This is a genomic window from Pantoea sp. DY-15 (assembly GCF_019795935.1).
Taxonomy (GTDB): Bacteria; Pseudomonadota; Gammaproteobacteria; order Enterobacterales; family Enterobacteriaceae; genus Pantoea; species Pantoea leporis.
This window is the reverse complement of sequence record NZ_JAIMIF010000002.1, coordinates 693,157-710,019: the sequence shown is the minus strand read 5'-3', so window position 1 is coordinate 710,019 and position 16,863 is coordinate 693,157. Positions and strand designations below refer to the sequence as shown.

The 16,863-nt window shown below is 46.6% G+C and carries 12 protein-coding genes; 4 read left to right on the top strand and 8 right to left on the bottom strand.

The window, feature by feature from the left end:
* Positions 1-488: 488 nt before the first annotated feature.
* Complete coding sequence (locus K5Y32_RS11955; RefSeq protein WP_222184023.1) at positions 489-2,102, bottom strand: ABC transporter substrate-binding protein; 1,614 nt, start codon at positions 2,100-2,102, stop codon at positions 489-491.
* 159 nt (positions 2,103-2,261) lie between these two features.
* Complete coding sequence (locus K5Y32_RS11950; RefSeq protein WP_222184021.1) at positions 2,262-3,134, bottom strand: hypothetical protein; 873 nt, start codon at positions 3,132-3,134, stop codon at positions 2,262-2,264.
* 488 nt (positions 3,135-3,622) lie between these two features.
* On the opposite strand from K5Y32_RS11950, the gene K5Y32_RS11945 reads away from it, so the two are divergent.
* The 4 genes from K5Y32_RS11945 to K5Y32_RS11930 all read left to right on the top strand — a co-directional run bounded on the left by K5Y32_RS11945 (position 3,623) and on the right by K5Y32_RS11930 (position 9,017).
* Positions 3,623-4,420 carry a fimbrial protein gene (locus K5Y32_RS11945; RefSeq protein WP_110867068.1) on the top strand — a complete coding sequence of 266 codons (798 nt, stop codon included), beginning with the start codon at positions 3,623-3,625 and terminating at the stop codon, positions 4,418-4,420.
* A gap of 102 nt (positions 4,421-4,522) precedes the next feature.
* Positions 4,523-5,026, top strand: coding sequence for a CS1 type fimbrial major subunit (locus K5Y32_RS11940; RefSeq protein ID WP_101761189.1), 504 nt, complete (start codon positions 4,523-4,525; stop codon positions 5,024-5,026).
* A 76-nt stretch (positions 5,027-5,102) separates the two neighbouring features.
* Positions 5,103-7,841 (top strand): TcfC E-set like domain-containing protein, encoded by a 2,739-nt coding sequence (locus tag K5Y32_RS11935; RefSeq protein WP_222184019.1) that lies wholly within the window; start codon positions 5,103-5,105, stop codon positions 7,839-7,841.
* Between the two features lie 9 nt (positions 7,842-7,850).
* Positions 7,851-9,017 carry a CfaE/CblD family pilus tip adhesin gene (locus K5Y32_RS11930; RefSeq protein ID WP_222184017.1) on the top strand — a complete coding sequence of 389 codons (1,167 nt, stop codon included), beginning with the start codon at positions 7,851-7,853 and terminating at the stop codon, positions 9,015-9,017.
* 151 nt (positions 9,018-9,168) lie between these two features.
* On the opposite strand, the gene K5Y32_RS11925 is transcribed toward K5Y32_RS11930, so the two are convergent.
* The 6 genes from K5Y32_RS11925 to K5Y32_RS11900 form a co-directional block, all read right to left on the bottom strand.
* Positions 9,169-9,762 carry a LuxR C-terminal-related transcriptional regulator gene (locus tag K5Y32_RS11925; RefSeq protein WP_222184015.1) on the bottom strand — a complete coding sequence of 198 codons (594 nt, stop codon included), beginning with the start codon at positions 9,760-9,762 and terminating at the stop codon, positions 9,169-9,171.
* A 168-nt stretch (positions 9,763-9,930) separates the two neighbouring features.
* Complete coding sequence (gene fusA, locus K5Y32_RS11920) at positions 9,931-12,027, bottom strand: elongation factor G (RefSeq protein ID WP_222184013.1); 2,097 nt, start codon at positions 12,025-12,027, stop codon at positions 9,931-9,933.
* 116 nt (positions 12,028-12,143) lie between these two features.
* A complete protein-coding gene (locus K5Y32_RS11915) occupies positions 12,144-14,201 on the bottom strand; it encodes a hypothetical protein (RefSeq protein ID WP_222184011.1) in 2,058 nt (685 codons plus the stop codon).
* 6 nt (positions 14,202-14,207) lie between these two features.
* Complete coding sequence (locus K5Y32_RS11910) at positions 14,208-14,639, bottom strand: hypothetical protein (protein WP_222184009.1); 432 nt, start codon at positions 14,637-14,639, stop codon at positions 14,208-14,210.
* An 8-nt stretch (positions 14,640-14,647) separates the two neighbouring features.
* Entirely contained in the window at positions 14,648-15,772 is a 1,125-nt protein-coding gene (locus K5Y32_RS11905) for a hypothetical protein (RefSeq protein WP_222184007.1), read from the bottom strand.
* Entirely contained in the window at positions 15,769-16,767 is a 999-nt protein-coding gene (locus K5Y32_RS11900; RefSeq protein WP_222184005.1) for a ComEC/Rec2 family competence protein, read from the bottom strand. Before K5Y32_RS11900 ends, K5Y32_RS11905 begins: the two co-directional genes overlap by 4 nt.
* Between the last annotated feature and the right edge of the window lie 96 nt (positions 16,768-16,863).

The window sequence follows — 16,863 nt, the reverse complement described above, 5'->3', positions numbered from 1 at the left end:
GCGCCGCTTACGCGGTACCTTCGGCTTCAACGTTGTGCCAAACGGACCGTTCGCGGATCGGCCGTCCTGGCCGGCCCCGAACTGCCTCACGCATCCCTGCGTGAGGCTCCTGGCCCAACGTAAAAGCCTCAGCGCTGCGGATAGCCCTTTTGCCGCAGCAGACGCGCCAGCGCCTTTAGCAAATGTGCCTTTTCTAAAAACACGCACAGAAGTTTAAGCAGGCCGGGGCCACTTTTGGGCAGGCAATCCGCAGCGCTGAACGCAGCGAGGAAGCCAGGAGAGCCCGCAGGACGCGGGCGAAAGGCGGAGCCGGGACAGGACGTCCCGTCTCCGCTGGTCCGTCAGGCAGACGAGCAAAGTGAAGGTACCGCGCTAGCGGCGCGAGGACCGCCGGACCAAAAGTGGTCCCGGTCTGCGCACTCGTCGTTGGCTTAACTGACAAGCATTACGCCATTTGTGGCGACCCTACGGTGACCGAACGGGCGATATTACGGTTTAGTTACCCACACATCGTAAACGCTTTCTGGCATCTGCTTATAGCTGCGGAAACCGTAGCCGTGCACGTAGCTGGCGGTGGCTAACTGATCTTCCGGTTCGTAGAGCGGCACTGCCAATGCCAGTTGCGGTAATGCGACCTGCTGCAGTTGGCTGTAGAAATCGCGACGCTGCTTAAGATCCAGCGTGCTGGCGGCTTTATCCAGCAAGCCATTGATCTTCTCATCGTTGACGCGGCTATAGTTAATTGCGCCGCCCTGAGCGATCGGACGATAGTGGTTTTCGATATCCACGCCATCGGTTGGCGTGTTGGAGTTAGCGATGGTGCCGAACTTACCGCTTTTACGCACATCGGCATAAGTACCAGAATCAACGTAGTTCAGCTTGAGATCCACGCCAAGACGCTGACGCGCCTGCGCCTGAATCGCCTGCAGCAGCACATCGCGCTGGTCGCGCACCGTTGCCTGTGCCTGAATCAGCTCAATGCGCAGACGCTGGCCATCTTTGGTGCGGAAGCCTTCACCATCACGGGTTTTCCAGCCCGCTTCATCCAGCAGCTTGTTGGCCGCATCCGGATTGTTGCCGTATTTGCCCTCTAGCTCTTTGTTGTAAAGCGGATCGATGGGTGACGTGATGCCCCACGCGCGGGTGCGTTCGCCGCGATACACCGACTTCAGCAGCGGATCGATATCCAGCCCTTGTAGTAATGCCTGACGCACTTTCACATCCTGCGTCGGGCCATATTCCACGTTGAGGAACAGCGAATATGGCGTACCGGTATTCAGCGCATGCTGATAGGTAAAGTCGGGATTGTCTTTGAATTCACCGGCATCGTTACCGGAAATGCCTTCAATGGCATCAACCTGACCAGACAGCAGCGCGCCAGTGCGCACCGAGGATTCCGGCAGGAAGCGATAGGTCACGCGATCGAGATACGCCGGTCCCTGATGCTGCGCGGTGGCTGGCGCCCAGTTGTATTTTGGATTTTTAACGTAGGTCACCTGCTGGCCTTTCTCATAGCTTTCGAGAATAAACGGCCCGGTGCCCGCCAGATCTTTGCCGCCCGATTTCAGCTGTGGAGATTTCCAGCTGGCCGGCGCCAGAATCTGCAAGCCCGCAGCGAAGGACAGAAACGGTGAGTAGACCTCTTTCAGGGTGATCACCACCGTGTGATCGTCCGGCGTTTCAATCTTCTCAATATGCGAACCCATCAGGCACAAACTGGTGCCGGCGCAGTATTGCGCGACCTGAGTTTGACGGAAGTTATCTGCCACCGCGTTGGCATCAAACTTCTCGCCGTTAGAGAATGTGACGTCCTGACGCAGATTAAAGCGGATCACTTTGCCATCCTGGCTGGCTTCGTAACTCTGCGCCAGCCACGGCACAAAGCTGCCATCTGGGCGGCGCGCCAGCAGCGATTCCCAGAAGTTACGCAGCGTGATTTCCGCTTTGTCCTGACCGTTAAGCTGCGGGTTAAAAGTGGTCGGCTCGGTTTCAACACCGACCGTCAGGCTGCCGCCGCTTACCGGTTGGTCGGCGGCTACTGCGTTAATCGTGCTTCCCAGGAGGCTAAAACCTAATGCCAAAGCTATTGAAGTGAATTTCATAGTGTCCTTGGTAATTGCAGGTAAATATTATGTAAGGCCTTAATCTGGCCAGTATTAATTCCCGCTGAATTATTAAAACCCGGACAAATAAATGTAAAACGACAATAGTGGCAATCGATTTGTTGAATTTGGCAATTCACCAGTCAGCGAAAAAACAGATTATCGTGCCAGGCTCGCCGGTAGTGGAGCCACACCCGATAAACCGCGTAATCCGTACTCGACCATGGCCATATAGACCGCAAAATAATCCAGCGCCATCTGCATAAAGGAGAGATGCAAAATGAGCGTATTACTGGTTTTATTCAGCGTCAGCAACCCGGCTGCTTCAGCGTCCTGCAGGCAGCGTTTAATGTGCGAACGCGAAACACCACATTTCACTGACGCTTTCAGGTAGTTGTACTCAATAACAGTGGTTTTTTGTTGCAGACTCTCGATGTACAGATCCATCAACAGCATGTGCCCGGCATCCCTGAAAATGAAGGCTTTACTCTCTGGCACCATATCGAACAAGTAAACATGCTTGAGCGTGATTTCAGCGTAATTTTTGAAGTATTCCGCATGAAAGTTTTCCATTTTCAGGCAAGCCGAAACATCGAAATCGTCGTATAACATACCGTAAGGAATCATCATGGTATTAATTAAAGCCCGCGTTTCATCCAGCGCTTTACGGGTCACCGTGTAGGTTAATTTACGTTTATCCTGCGCGTCCTTTTTAACTTCCATACGCCCACCTACCCGAATAAAGAGCAGAAAGGAATCAATAGTGTTGTCGCTAATCAGACCGGTTTTTTTACAGAAGTCTTTAACATCACGCAGCGTTGGGTTTGCTGAAGTGAAGGCGTACGCCATGATGGCCGAGCCGATAATAAAGCGATTAGCTTTGAAAATGACTTTAAAATAGAGCGGCTTAGTCAGATACAGTCTGAACAACAGTTTGTAATGCTTCTGCATAACTAACGAGATGTTGTCATTTGACTTAATCTCAGCGGCGCGTTGGTGAATTAATGCTGTGAGTTGCTGTTTGCTTTTCATATTGCTGTGTGGTGTGCCTGGTTATCAATTATAAAATTTTTAGAAAATCACTCTCATGCTCCTGGATTTATTTAAATCCTGTTGAGAGGCGGTTGATGATGCTTTATGGAGGTATTATTTCTGAGGTTAATATTTTAAGATTAACATAGGTCTTTTTGCCCTTCTGGGCACGATCTTACCATCAATGGACTATTTTATGTAAAGCTTGATTTATTCTGAGCTGACATGCCCATTTCTAAGCCTGAAAATTAATCTTTGTTTTTACAATTATTTCATTAAGTTAGGTCGCGATATTTCCTCAAGTATTCCCTTTGTAGCACGGCTTAAAAAAATTAACCACAAAAATGGACAGTGACTTAACAAAGCCCCTATGAGAACTTTCTTAACGCACGGTTATTCCACTTGGTTAAGTGAGACTGGTTTATAGCTAAGCCGATTCATACAGGGAATATCCGACAGATTTTTGATGGAATTTATAAGGATTTATCATGGACGACTCACCGCATAAGACACTGCGTCACGGCCTTTCAATGGCTATTTTAAGCCATAACACTCTGGTGAAAAAACTCGCTTACCAACTGATTCTAATGGGTTTTATTTCCATGCCAGCGGCATGGGCGAATATGAGTGTCTATCCGATGGAAGTCACCCTAAATAATCAGGGTGCGGCACAGGTGCAGACATTATCGCAAAGCGGTGAAGCGCAGTTTATTCGCGTCAGCATCAAGCGAATTGAGCGCCCTGCAACACCGTTTGAAAAAGAAATATTGGTTGAAGATGCCGTTTCGCCATCGCTTATCGCCACTCCGGATAAATTCGCGCTGGCTTCCGGTTCACAACGCATTATTCGGCTGATTTCATTACAACCGCCAGAAAAAGAGACTGCCTGGCGCGTTTACTTCGAGGCCGTGGCTGCCCCGGATGAATTGAAAGATAAATCGCCGCAGAATAATAACATTAGTAACCAGGTCGGCATCAATTTAGTCTGGGGCGTGCTGGTACATATTCCGCCGCGTAATGCCAGATTATCGCTCACGCAATCAGCATCAGGCGAAGTCAAAAACGCTGGCACGGTTCGCGTAGTGATTCGTGAGGTCGCGGTTTGCTCAAAACAACATAGCAGCAGCAGCTGTCAGTGGAAAAAAGAACACGCCACGGTTTATCCGGATGAGACATTGCGTTTTAAAGCCTGGAGTTCGGCAGAATTAGCTGCTGCTCAGGAAGTCAGAATAAAACATGTTGATCTCAATACGCGGAATATCGCCGAGTACGTTATCGGACACTGATCAACACGTATTAAAGGAATAACAACCTGTTTGTTATAAAGCAGTTCATTACCCATGAGACGGTCATTTACGGCCAGTACAAGGATTTTCACGGAGCTACAAATGCAAAAATTAATCAAACCACTAGTCATCGCTGCTGCGTTAACGGCTGTATTTAATGCACAGGCGGTGCAGAAAGATATTACGGTGAATGCGAATGTTGATTCGACGGTGGATATGACGCAGGCGGACGGAACCGCATTACCCGGCACCATTAATATGCAATATATTCCGGGCCGTGGTTTATCTACCTATTCTCTGGACACCAAAATCTGGTCGAACTCGCAAACTGCCAATATCAACGTTGCGCTGGTGAGTGCCGCTCAGCTTAACAATACCGTTACCGGTACAGCGGTACCTTTGACCGTCACGCTGGGTGCGGATTTAAAACCGATCACCACCACGAACACGGCCCTGACTTACGCCTCGCTGTTCCCGGCGGGCACCGCAAACGGTTCGTCAGTATTGCCACTGAAAATTTCGCAGACTACGCCGGGCGTGCTGGCAACCGGCACCTATTCCGGCGTAGTGAGCCTGTTAATTACGCAGGCCACCACGCAGAGCTAATTTGTCGGCATTGACTGATCAATTATTTCGGGGGCCGCTCGGCCCCCTTATTATTCTTTTTCAGCAGGATGCTGTAATGAAGGTCAATATTCACGTCGCTTTAATAGCCTCTTTCATTACCCTGATCCCTTCTCTTGCTCCTCGTGCTGCCACGCAGGTTCCGCCTGGTTTTGAATCGCTGGTCACCGGCCAGACGCTGTGGGTCAACCTTTCTGTTTACGGGCAATCGCTTGGCCTGTTTGAAGCTTCTGTTTCGCTGGATAGCGTCAGGTTCTTGAAACCGCATCAGGTTGCACGGGCGGTGATGCAGCATTATCAAAAGGATCCGCAGCAGGAAAAGCGCTTAGACCATCTCATCAGTGAACCTTTGGCACGCAACGGTAATAAGGCATGCAGCAGCAATGGCGGCGCAGCGGGCTGTGACTATCTGGAGACCGATTCCCTCGCGCTGATCTATGACGAAAATAATGCCAAAGTGGCGCTGTTTCTCGGCCCGGAATTTGTGCCGCTTGCGGCTGACAACGCATCGCCCTATTACCAGCAGACCGCCGAAACGGAAGCGGCGTTTATTCATCAGCAGAATATTAACTTCGTCACCAACCGCGATGACCAGACGTTATCGCTGCAGGGGGCGGGCGCGCTAGGATTCACTGAAAACAGCTATGCCGGAATTGACTGGGACTATCTGGCGCAAAAATACCGTCAGCAAAGTCATCAGGAAGTGCGTTTTAACAACGTGTTTCTGCGCCGCGATCTCGGCAAACGCTATTACGTGCAGGCCGGACGCATGGATTCGCGCGATATCTTCAGCAACGCCGGCGGCAACATTACCTTAAGCCAGCTGCCGCTCAGCACTATCGAAGGGGCGCGCGTGGGTTCGACGCTCGCCTGGATGAACCGCGCACAGGCGGCGCAAGGCACGCCGGTCACTGTCTTTATTACCCGCCCGTCGCGTATTGATGCTTATCGCGGGCAGCAACTGCTTGGCACCTTTTACCTCAATGCCGGCACGCAAAATCTTGATACCAGCGCTTTTCCCAATGGCAGCTACAGCGTGACGCTGCGTATCTATGAAGATAATCAGTTGTCGCGTACCCAACAGGTTCCTTTCAGCCGCACCGGTAATGCCACCAGCCAGAACATTGAATGGTTTGTGCAAGGCGGCTCCATTCCCGATCGCGAGATGCAGGGCAACGGCGCTGCGTCGCAATCGGGTGCCGATCGCCGTGTGATGCAGGCGGGCATCAAAGTGCCTGTGATGCAAGACGCTGCGCTGACCGGCGGTGTCGCCGTGACCAACCGCAACCGCTTTATCGAAAGCGCACTCGACTGGAGCCACGGATTTGATAATCCGCTGCTCGACGGCATCCTCACCACCCGCTTTAGCTACCTGAAAGGCAGCGAAGGCTCACGCGGCAATATCCAGCAGGTCGCTTATAACGACGGATTCTCCCTCAGTTTCTACCGCAGCGCCCTGTATGCGCAGGATTGCTATAGCAACAACGGTGGGCAGTACGGTTTCAGCGGGTGTTACCAGAGCAGCAGCCTGATGTTCAGCGTGCCGGTAAAAAGCTGGTATCTGAATGCCGGTTATAGCGCCAGCAAGAACGAGGGCCGCAATGTGCTTCCGGTGCAGTGGGATGATAACGGCGTCGTGCCGCAGTGGGCGCGCCGCAACATCTACAGTAAAACGCAGACTACCACCTGGCAGGCTGGCCTGGGGCGCGGCTTCAGCGTCAACGGACTCAATATTAATACCAGCGCCAATCTCTTTACCCGCACCAGCAGCAGCGGAACTCAGCGCGACAACGGTGGCTTCCTCTCCGTCTCACTCTCGCGCGTCAGCACGCCAACCATCGATTCACGTTCGAGCTACAGTTCGCTCGGCATGACCTACCAAACCGATCGCAACAACAAGGATCAGGTTGGCTATAACGTGGCGCAAAACTGGTATTTCGATGCGCAGAATCAGCAGGAGATCGGCGTGAACCTCAACGGTAATCAGGAAAATACTTTGAATGCTTCCGTTTACGGCAAAACTGCGGGCGAATACGGCAGCGGCAGCCTGGCATTCAGCTCTGCGTCGTCCGGTTCATCCGCTCAGCGATTCAGCAGCAGCGGCAGCTACAACTCCTCATTGGCGGTAGCACGTTCCGGCCTCTATTGGGGCAAATGGGGCAACGGCCTGCCCGGGGCGGCGGTGGGCGTGCATGTGGCAAGCAGCGATGAAAGCCGCGACACACGCGTGGATGTCTCCGTTGATGGCGCGGGCAGCGCCAGCCTGCACGGCACCGGCCGCACTTTATTCAGCGTACCGGCTTACACCCAGAGCGCGATCAGCATCAACGATTCCATCGAATCCACCGACGGCATGCGCAGTGAAATCACCCAGGGTGCCGGACGACGCACGCTGTTTATCGCGCCGGGCCGCATGCTGGTGAGCAAAGTGAACATTGTTTCGCGCTACACCTGGCTTGGCAGGCTGATGATCAACCAACAGCGTCCACTGGAAGGTGCCACGCCGCTGAATGTCGCCAGCTGGTCCGGTTTAGGCCAGGGCGGATTCAGCGCTGAGACCGATCACCGCATAAAAAATCTGTACATGGTGCGCGGGATGCAGATGTATCGCTGTGAAATGAAGGTGAAAAGTACCCATGACGTAGTGCGCTATGTCGGCGACAGCGACTGCAAACCCATCGAGCTGGCTTCAGTGCCGCAGGATGTGCAGCAACGAGCAAAAATGCTGATTGTCACCCGCCAGGCGGATGAAGTTCCGTTGGCACGCACCGCGCCTTCTTCGCCGGAACAACAATAGGGATTTGGAATGAAAAGTAGAGTTATTCGCGCGTTGACGCTATTGGCCCTCATCGCGGGCATGCAGGTGCAGGCCGCCATGCTCACGCCTTCAGGGCGCAATACCAGCGTTGCCGTGAGCTTTGACCGCATGTCAGTACCGGCGCAATTGCCGATCTGGACCAATGAAAACGGCGGTTATGATACCAACGATGCGCCAAAATGGGGCCGCAACACGCTGGTTTGCCAGTCGCGCACCAGCAATCAATATGGTGCCTGCCTGACATTACCGGTCTGGCTGGAAGCGTCGCCGTCACCCTATCCCGTGCCGCTGTTGTTTACCGAAAGCAGCACCAAACAGACGTTGGTACTGAATGTCTATCTCACCAAAAGGCGCTCACTGAATAATGTGGTGGTGGCGACCAATCTGGTGCCGATGAATGCCTTTGGCGGGGCCGTCACGCCACGTGGCGATGGCACCGATTATTCGGCCTATCTTCCCTCTTCCGAGCTGAGTAAATTCCCATCGGCGGGCACCTGGAGCGCGACGCTGAAAATGTCGCTGATGCAGTGGCCAGTGACCTCCTGCACCGGAAATTCGCAAAACGTAAACGTGGGTTGTACCAACGTGACGAAAATGGGTGACTGGATCGCCAACATGACCTTTAAGGTGACAGATTACGGCAACCAGCAGATCTATCTGCCTGAGTTTGGCAATGCGGCCGCCACTGTGGATCTCGGTTTAAAAACCTTCCCCGGTGGGCGCGCCACTACCACCGTTAGCGGCAGCCGTTCGCTGGATATGTGCCTGTACGACGGCAATAATTCTGACAGCAACCGGGTTAGCCTATTGTTTCAGGACGAAGGTGCAGCCGCGCCCGGCCGGGGAACGGGGTTGTTTTCGCTATATCGCACAGGCGCGGATAAAACTCTGGCGCAAAATCGCCTCGATTATGCGATTGAAGTAATCAACCCGCTGACCAAAGCGCGTCAGGTGGTTGAGAACGGCAGTGAGATTATCTGGAGTGGCACCAACAGAGGTGTGTTGCGACGGGTTGTGTTACCGGGACAGAGCAATTCAGTGCTGTGCGTTCCTGCGCCGATGCAGCTTGTTACACCCGCCTTCACGTTATCGTCAAAAACAGCGGGCCGTTATCAGGGGACGTTGAGAATTATTTATACCCCGACGACGCAATAATGGCGCGGGCGGTAATGTCATAAAAACTGTAATTACCGAGCGCACACACTGTAGCGGCGCAATTTATTGCGCGATAAATCGCGCCGCTACGGAATGTGCGATGATTAGACGCAGCTATCAAATTATCGGTATTATGCATTAGATTTGTGATTTAAAAATTATTGGTGAAACGCTGATAGAGATGCAGGCTGTTTTTCAGATTGAGTTTTTTAACGATTTTATTCTGATGGCTATAGAGCGTTTTTTTATTTATCCCGGTTATTTTCGCCACATCTTCAATCGATTCGTAAGTGAATAAGCATCGCAGAAAGTTAAACTCCTTCCTGGTTAAATGATTATTTAATCCGGGAGCCGTCATTAGCTGGTCGCTTTTATGCTGGCACAGCATCATTGCCAACTTAGTACTAATGGTACCGGTTGAAGATTTTTTATCGATAAAACAATCGGCTGCGATGGCATGGCTGCTATAGTTAATCTTGTTTTTCACTGAATCTGAAAAGAAAATCAGCGTCGCGTTCAAGGTGATTTTTAGTCTGGTCAGATAATCTATCTGAGCCAGCGCCGCGCGGAAGTTTTCTGGCAGATCAAAAATAATGATTGGCGAAAGAGTGGCGGTTTTTTCCCTGTCACGCATCAGCGCCTTCATTTCTCGAAGCGTATTACAGCACGTGATATTTGAATGTTCCAGCAGCGCAATTAAGCCCTGCTGGTGATAGCAAGACTGATCCAGATAAATGACATCCATGATTAATTTCCGATAAATATCCCTGATTCTGCGAATACTATCGGCTTCCTGGCGGAAATTAACTGTCCATTTTTGGTGCTAAATGACTCACGCGATCGACAGGTCGATTTAAAAGTAGGCCGGGTACAAAGTGTTACCTCTGTGCCCGGTCTGATTTCACACTAAAGCTTAGGCGCGCGCGGCGATGATGCTCTCAGCCACGTTGCGGGGTGCTTCCGCATAGTGCGCAAACTCCATGCTGTAAGTGGCGCGGCCTTGCGACATCGATCGCAGCGTGGTGGCGTAGCCAAACATCTCGGACAGCGGCACTTCGGCGCGAATAATGCGTGCACCAAAGCGTTCATCCATGCCTTGCAGCGTACCGCGCCGCGCCGATAAATCGCCCATCACGCCACCGGCATACTCTTCCGGCGTTTCCACTTCCACCTGCATCAGCGGTTCGAGGATCACCGGATCGGCCAGTTTCGCGGCGGCTTTGAAACCAAAGATCGCCGCCATACGGAATGCCATTTCCGATGAATCAACATCGTGGTACGAACCAAACGTCAGCGTGGCTTTGATGTCCACCACCGGATAACCAGCCAGCACGCCGCTGTTCAGCGCTTCACGAATCCCCTTCTCCACCGAAGGAATGAACTCGCGCGGTACCACGCCGCCTTTGGTGGCGTCTTCAAAGGCAAATCCGGCCCCCGCCTGCTGCGGTTCCAGCGTCAGCACCACATGGCCGTACTGACCTTTACCGCCCGACTGGCGCACAAACTTACCTTCCACTTCACGCACCGTTTTACGAATGGTTTCGCGATAGGTAACCTGCGGCCGACCGATGTTGGCTTCCACGCCAAACTCGCGCTTCATGCGATCCACGATAATCTCCAGATGCAGCTCGCCCATGCCGGAAATAATCGTCTGGCCCGATTCCTCATCGGTGTGCAGACGGAACGACGGATCTTCGGCCGCCAGCCGCTGCAGCGCCAGGCCCATTTTCTCCTGATCGCTCTTGGTTTTCGGCTCAATCGACAGCGAAATCACCGGATCGGGAAACTCCATGCGCTCAAGTGTGATCACCGCATTGGGATCGCACAGCGTTTCGCCGGTGGTGACCTCTTTCAAACCCACGCAGGCGGCGATATCACCGGCACGAATCTCTTCGATCTCGATACGGTCATTGGCCTGCATCTGTACGACGCGACCGATGCGCTCCTTGCGCCCTTTCACCGCGTTCCACACGCTATCGCCTTTGCGCAGCACGCCGGAGTAGACGCGCACGAAAGTCAGCTGACCCACGTAGGGATCGCTCATCAGCTTGAACGCCAGCGCCGAGAACGGCTCGCTGTCATCCGCATGACGTTCATCGAGTTCGCCCTGCTCGTTGACGCCGCTCACCGCCGGTACGTCGAGCGGCGAAGGCATCAGTTCAATCACCGCGTCGAGCATGCGCTGCACGCCTTTGTTTTTGAACGCGCTACCGCACAGCATCGGCTGAATTTCACCGAGCAAGGTGCGCTGACGTAATCCGGCAACCACCTCCTCTTCACTGAGATCGCCCTGCTCCAGATAACGGTCCATCAGTGCTTCGCTGGCTTCTGCCGCCGCTGCCACCATATTCTCGCGCCACTCGGCGGCGAGTGCCTGCAACTCAGCAGGAATCGGCGCATAGCTGAAACTCATGCCCTGGCTGGCGTCGTCCCAGTAAATAGCGCGCATTTTGTTGAGATCGACCACGCCGCTAAAGTGCTCTTCCGCGCCGATGGGAATGACAATCGGCACCGGATTGGCGTGCAGGCGATCTTTCATCATCTGCACCACGCGGAAGAAGTCCGCGCCTTGACGGTCCATTTTATTGACGAAGGCGATGCGCGGCACATGATATTTGTTGGCCTGGCGCCACACGGTTTCAGACTGCGGCTGCACGCCGCCAACCGCGTCATACACCATCACCGCGCCATCGAGTACGCGCATTGAGCGCTCAACTTCAATGGTGAAATCGACGTGTCCGGGCGTATCGATGATGTTGATACGGTGCGGCGTAAAGCTGCCGTCCATGCCCGGCCAGAAGCAGCTCACCGCCGCCGAGGTAATGGTGATCCCACGCTCCTGCTCCTGCGCCATCCAGTCAGTGGTTGCCGCGCCATCGTGCACTTCACCTAACTTGTGGCTCATTCCGGTGTAAAACAGGATGCGCTCGGTGGTGGTGGTTTTACCGGCATCGATGTGCGCGGAGATGCCGATGTTGCGATAACGTTCGATGGGGAGGGTTCGGGGCATGATGCGTCCTTAGTCATTCGACTCGTTCTGCGGCGCGCACCATTGCCCGCCGCTACGCAACAGCCTAAACCTATTGTACGAGTAAATACGAACAGTTTGAGCCTTTTTTTTGAGCTTTACTGTTCTAAACCTATAGATTCAAGTGGGGATATACATTTATTAGCATTTTTATTTGAATCGATATCAATTAAATGACAAGGGTAAAGTTCATCCAAACTACTCAACAATCTATTATAATTCTTTGTGTCACTATCATTTCTTGTCTCTTTTGAAATACACATGATTACTTGCTTGTTAATTTTTGAGGAGTATTTTAAAAGAGAAATCATACTTTCTAAATTCATTGCATGTTGTCCGGGCTCATCAAACACAACAAATCCTGGATGATTTTTGGAGATCTTAAGTAAAGTTAAATAAAATGCCCATTGTACTCTAATAAAATCACTTGCAGAAGAACTAAGGCGAACGTTTTGTACATCACCTTTAATCTCTACTACTGGCAGTAACCTTGAAGGAGATTTATTCTTGATTGTTATATTTTCAACTTCATTGCTAGTGTAGTAAAAATAATCTTTATAAAGTAATCTTTTCATCTCCTCTTTGAAAACGTTTATTTTAATGTTATCACTTTTATCGGAAATTTTAAGTTCATCTTTTTTATCATTAATTTCATCTAATTCAATTAAAAGACACTTTAGGTCTGATTTTATTTTTTCAAAATCTTTCTTTATCTTCAAATGATTTTTAATATCATTTTCAATAGAGATTGTTTTATACACATTAAGTCTTACAAGTGAATGGTCAACTGAGTTCACATCTTTCATAATATATTTAAGTTCATCTTTTTTATCGGCAATCTTAGAACTTATAAATTCGTTTATACCTTCGAAATCCTCAATAAGTTTATTGTATTTAACAAAATATGATTCGTACAAGTTTCTTTGCGACTTCAAAAACACTAATGATTCTTTAAGATCAATTTTAGAATCAGCTATATTCAATCTTTGATCTAATGCAAGTTCATTATCGCATAGTGGACAATTTTCAATATTTTCAGACAATGAGTAGAAATCCTCCAATTTTATAGCACTATCGATTCTCTGAATTTCTATATTTATTTTTTGCAATGAATCTTTATACGAAATAAATTTCAACTTTTCATTTGCTATTTCCTTATTGATAATCCCTAATTGCCTATTAAATTGAGATAGCTCATACCTCACTCTGCCAACATTTTTTTTAACTTCAGAAGATAATTCATGAGAAGTTATATTTTTTGACTCCACCACTAAGACATTTTTCTCTTCTATTAACTTTTCAATATAAGAATCTAATGATAAAGCATCATCACTAACTGCCTGTCTCAGTTTCGCTGAAAATATTTTTCTTAAAGTATTAGATGATATATCCGGATCAATACCCCTAATTATTAGACCATTTGAATTACATATTTTTTCAATGTTAGAATAGCGATCAACCCACTCTTGCTTAACTTTTGTTTCTTTTTGCTTTAGCACGTCGTATTGGAATTCATTTTTCAAACTCTCAAGGTCAAGAAGAAATTCCACAAGTTTCTGCTTGGAATCTTTAATCCCAAAATTAGGCATTTGTGCAAAGAAATCAGACCAACCTTTAGTTTGTTCAATTAATGCGCATGGAAAAATATTCTGTAAGTAAATTGTTTTTACGATGCCATTATCTATATCTTCAACTTTTGGGAGTACAATTCCAATAAATTCGCACAACCACTTATAAAATCCCTCGTCACGTTCATGATCTCCTTGAGAGTGCAAATAAAAGCTTTTTTTAATTCCACTTTCTGTAATTATTATTTTATTCTTAGATTCATCATCAAATGATTTTATATATCTTTTTAAAGTCGCCTCTCTATCCAAATTTTTTATAGTAAGTTCAGTAGTAGATTGCAGAACTTCATATGACCGGCCAGAAAACTCAAATTTCTTTTGTAAACTTAGATCTAAAACGGAAGCCCTATTACCGCCTAATAATTGCTCCATACCCAGGCAATAATAAATACTTGAGATAATTGTCGATTTACCACTTGAATTGTGACCCGATATAATATTCAATCCTGATTTGAAATTCACATCAAAACCAAATTGTCTTATATCATTTTTAACGTCTAATCTCGCACTGACCTTTACTATTTCCATTTTTATTCACCAAATAAACTTTTGCTTATTCAACTTAACCGCACTTATTTTTTGAGTCACGGAGGCGGCACTTTCATTTATTTCTGTAAACAAGGAATTTTGCATTATTTCATTAAGATATAGAATTCCGTATTCGGATATAAGTATTTCTAAATTGTAGTTTTTAACTTGAAAATTCAATAAACCTTGCTTTACCATCATTATTAAAATTGGCTTTAATGATTTGTTTATACCCCATGGCTTGACGAACTTGACATCATCTAGCACATCTGAATTAATAACACTTTCAAAACAAAAATTTAGATAATCTAAATTCACCGATTTCCTTTTGCCCTTAAGCGCATGGAATACACAAAACATGATTATCACAACAAAAATATCTGTAGTATTATGGCTATCTGAAACCACACGTCTTTTACTTATTTTCATATTAATCATATTTAGTCCTACTTGATAAAATCTAGATCACAATTCCCAAGCCAAGTCGCTATATCTTTATTACTCAAAAGAAGGATTTCATCACGACTCATTCCTAATGGAATCAATTTATCTGCCAATATATTCATATAATCATTATGTATTTTTTTATATTCTGCATGTGCGCTACTTGCGTCACTAAAGAAAACATTCAGATCTCTTCCATCGAAAATGACATTTGCTTGTTCATAGGCAGATTTAAGAAAATTAACCTTTGAAATTTCATTTAACAAACTATTTCCATTAAGCAAATTGCATACTATTTTTATTTTTTCAGCGGTGACTTTATAATCAGGCAATAATTCATTTATTTTACGATCAATATTATTGGAGAAAATAACATTTTCAGGATTAGACTCCCATGATGAAATTGTTTTCTCCATTGTTTCTCTCCGAATTAATTCTATGTTGAATAATAAATTATTGATTCCATAACCTGATTGATCATCATGTTTTTTCAGATTAGGTTCTAATTTTATCAAAGCTGATGTACAGCAACACTTTATTTTACCCAGCATAGCTTCATCTGGAATTGATGAAATAATACCGACTAAAACAAGAGAGTTATGTTCCATTAAAAACACGCCTGAACCTGAGATACCTTTTAAGGCTGTAGCACCAACATCTCCACTAGAATTTTCCATGAGTGCTTTGTCAGTTGTAAAAAGAAAAAAATCATTGTTGACATTTTCATTTTGATGTAAGGAAAAGATAGCGGAAGGTTGTTTAATACTATTACTTTTAACCCTAGACATTAATTTGAAATGTGGTTTTGGTGATTCTGACAAAAAAAACAGATCCCGTAAACCATCAATAGGACCATTCAAAATACACATTACAATATCTGTTTTTTCCCAGCTTGATTTATCTGATCTAATGCTTGAGATAGAAAAAAACCTTCCGTTTTCATCTTGGATTGCTATACATTCTAAATTTATAGGTTCGTGCATGATGATAGGCTTTACCACATGAAAAGCTGTAACCAAATAAATAATATTATTATTAGAAAAAATTATGGCACACCCAGAAAAAATTCCGTTTAAGTAAACATGGGCACATACATCTTTCATTATATTGATTGAAGTCCCTATCATAATATCACCTCTACACATACAATTTTATAAATTTTAATGTTTAAATTATCTTCATTTAATATGATAAAATCAGAAGCTCTTTCATAATTAAAATATAAATACAAATCTTCAAAACCCTGATCTATCGCTGAAGCTATTAGCATTGATAATGTTTGATGATGCGGGTGATTATATGGTTCACTACCATCAGTTGAGATTATGAATCTATTGCACTTTAATACTGAAAGCAACTCATTAGAAGTGTTATATCTACTACCATGATGCGATAACTTTATTAGATCCACATCTAAAAATTTTTCGCCTCTACAATCGAGTAATTTTTTGACGTTATCATAAACAATTTTTGGATGTGAGTCAGCTAAGAACATTACTCTTTTTCTTTCATGTTCAAATAAAAATGCAATTGATGTAACGTTAATTATATCATTTTCTAAATCAAGCATTGGCGTTAAACTCTCATTTGCTAGTTCAACATAAAACTCTTTATCGTTAACAGAAACGTATTCATTTTCTATTTTAAAAGATTCATTGGATTTTATATGACCATCCCACTTTTCCAATAACAAATCTAAATGTTGTCTTTCAGGCGAGAGAACCGTTAATAATGCTCCATTTAGTTCGAAAAAATTACCACTAATCATTCTATTACTGTCTAATCCGAGTCTAATAAGCTCATCCTGAAGTAGCACTCCATGTTTAAACCCTACAAACTCGTCATTATCGATCGAGATCTTTTGAAAGCAATTTCCATATATGACCATCTCCTTTTTGAAAGGATTAACTTCCGATTTGGAAATTATTTTCAAAAATCCGCCGATATGATCATAATCAATATGTGTGAAAATACAAAAATCTAAACATTCTGTAGAGGGAAAGTTGTGATTCTTCTTTTTATTTATTGTTGATGGGATACCACTGTCAACAAGCATTTTATTATTATTCCACTCTACGAGCAGCGAATCTCCTTTTCCAGCTTTAAAAATGGTAATCTTCATATTTGTCATCCATGAAATAATAAGGACTATAAATCTTATCATTAAGTATGTTCAATTAGTACTGTTCAAAAAAACACTGTACATATAATCACTACC

Coding starts and splice junctions, on each gene's coding strand:
- K5Y32_RS11955 (WP_222184023.1), bottom strand. CDS start 2,102: ATGAAATTCACTTCAATAGCTTTGGCATTAGGTTTTAGCCTCCTGGGA.
- K5Y32_RS11950 (WP_222184021.1), bottom strand. CDS start 3,134: ATGAAAAGCAAACAGCAACTCACAGCATTAATTCACCAACGCGCCGCT.
- K5Y32_RS11945 (WP_110867068.1), top strand. CDS start 3,623: ATGGACGACTCACCGCATAAGACACTGCGTCACGGCCTTTCAATGGCT.
- K5Y32_RS11940 (WP_101761189.1), top strand. CDS start 4,523: ATGCAAAAATTAATCAAACCACTAGTCATCGCTGCTGCGTTAACGGCT.
- K5Y32_RS11935 (WP_222184019.1), top strand. CDS start 5,103: ATGAAGGTCAATATTCACGTCGCTTTAATAGCCTCTTTCATTACCCTG.
- K5Y32_RS11930 (WP_222184017.1), top strand. CDS start 7,851: ATGAAAAGTAGAGTTATTCGCGCGTTGACGCTATTGGCCCTCATCGCG.
- K5Y32_RS11925 (WP_222184015.1), bottom strand. CDS start 9,762: ATGGATGTCATTTATCTGGATCAGTCTTGCTATCACCAGCAGGGCTTA.
- fusA (WP_222184013.1), bottom strand. CDS start 12,027: ATGCCCCGAACCCTCCCCATCGAACGTTATCGCAACATCGGCATCTCC.
- K5Y32_RS11915 (WP_222184011.1), bottom strand. CDS start 14,201: ATGGAAATAGTAAAGGTCAGTGCGAGATTAGACGTTAAAAATGATATA.
- K5Y32_RS11910 (WP_222184009.1), bottom strand. CDS start 14,639: ATGATTAATATGAAAATAAGTAAAAGACGTGTGGTTTCAGATAGCCAT.
- K5Y32_RS11905 (WP_222184007.1), bottom strand. CDS start 15,772: ATGATAGGGACTTCAATCAATATAATGAAAGATGTATGTGCCCATGTT.
- K5Y32_RS11900 (WP_222184005.1), bottom strand. CDS start 16,767: ATGAAGATTACCATTTTTAAAGCTGGAAAAGGAGATTCGCTGCTCGTA.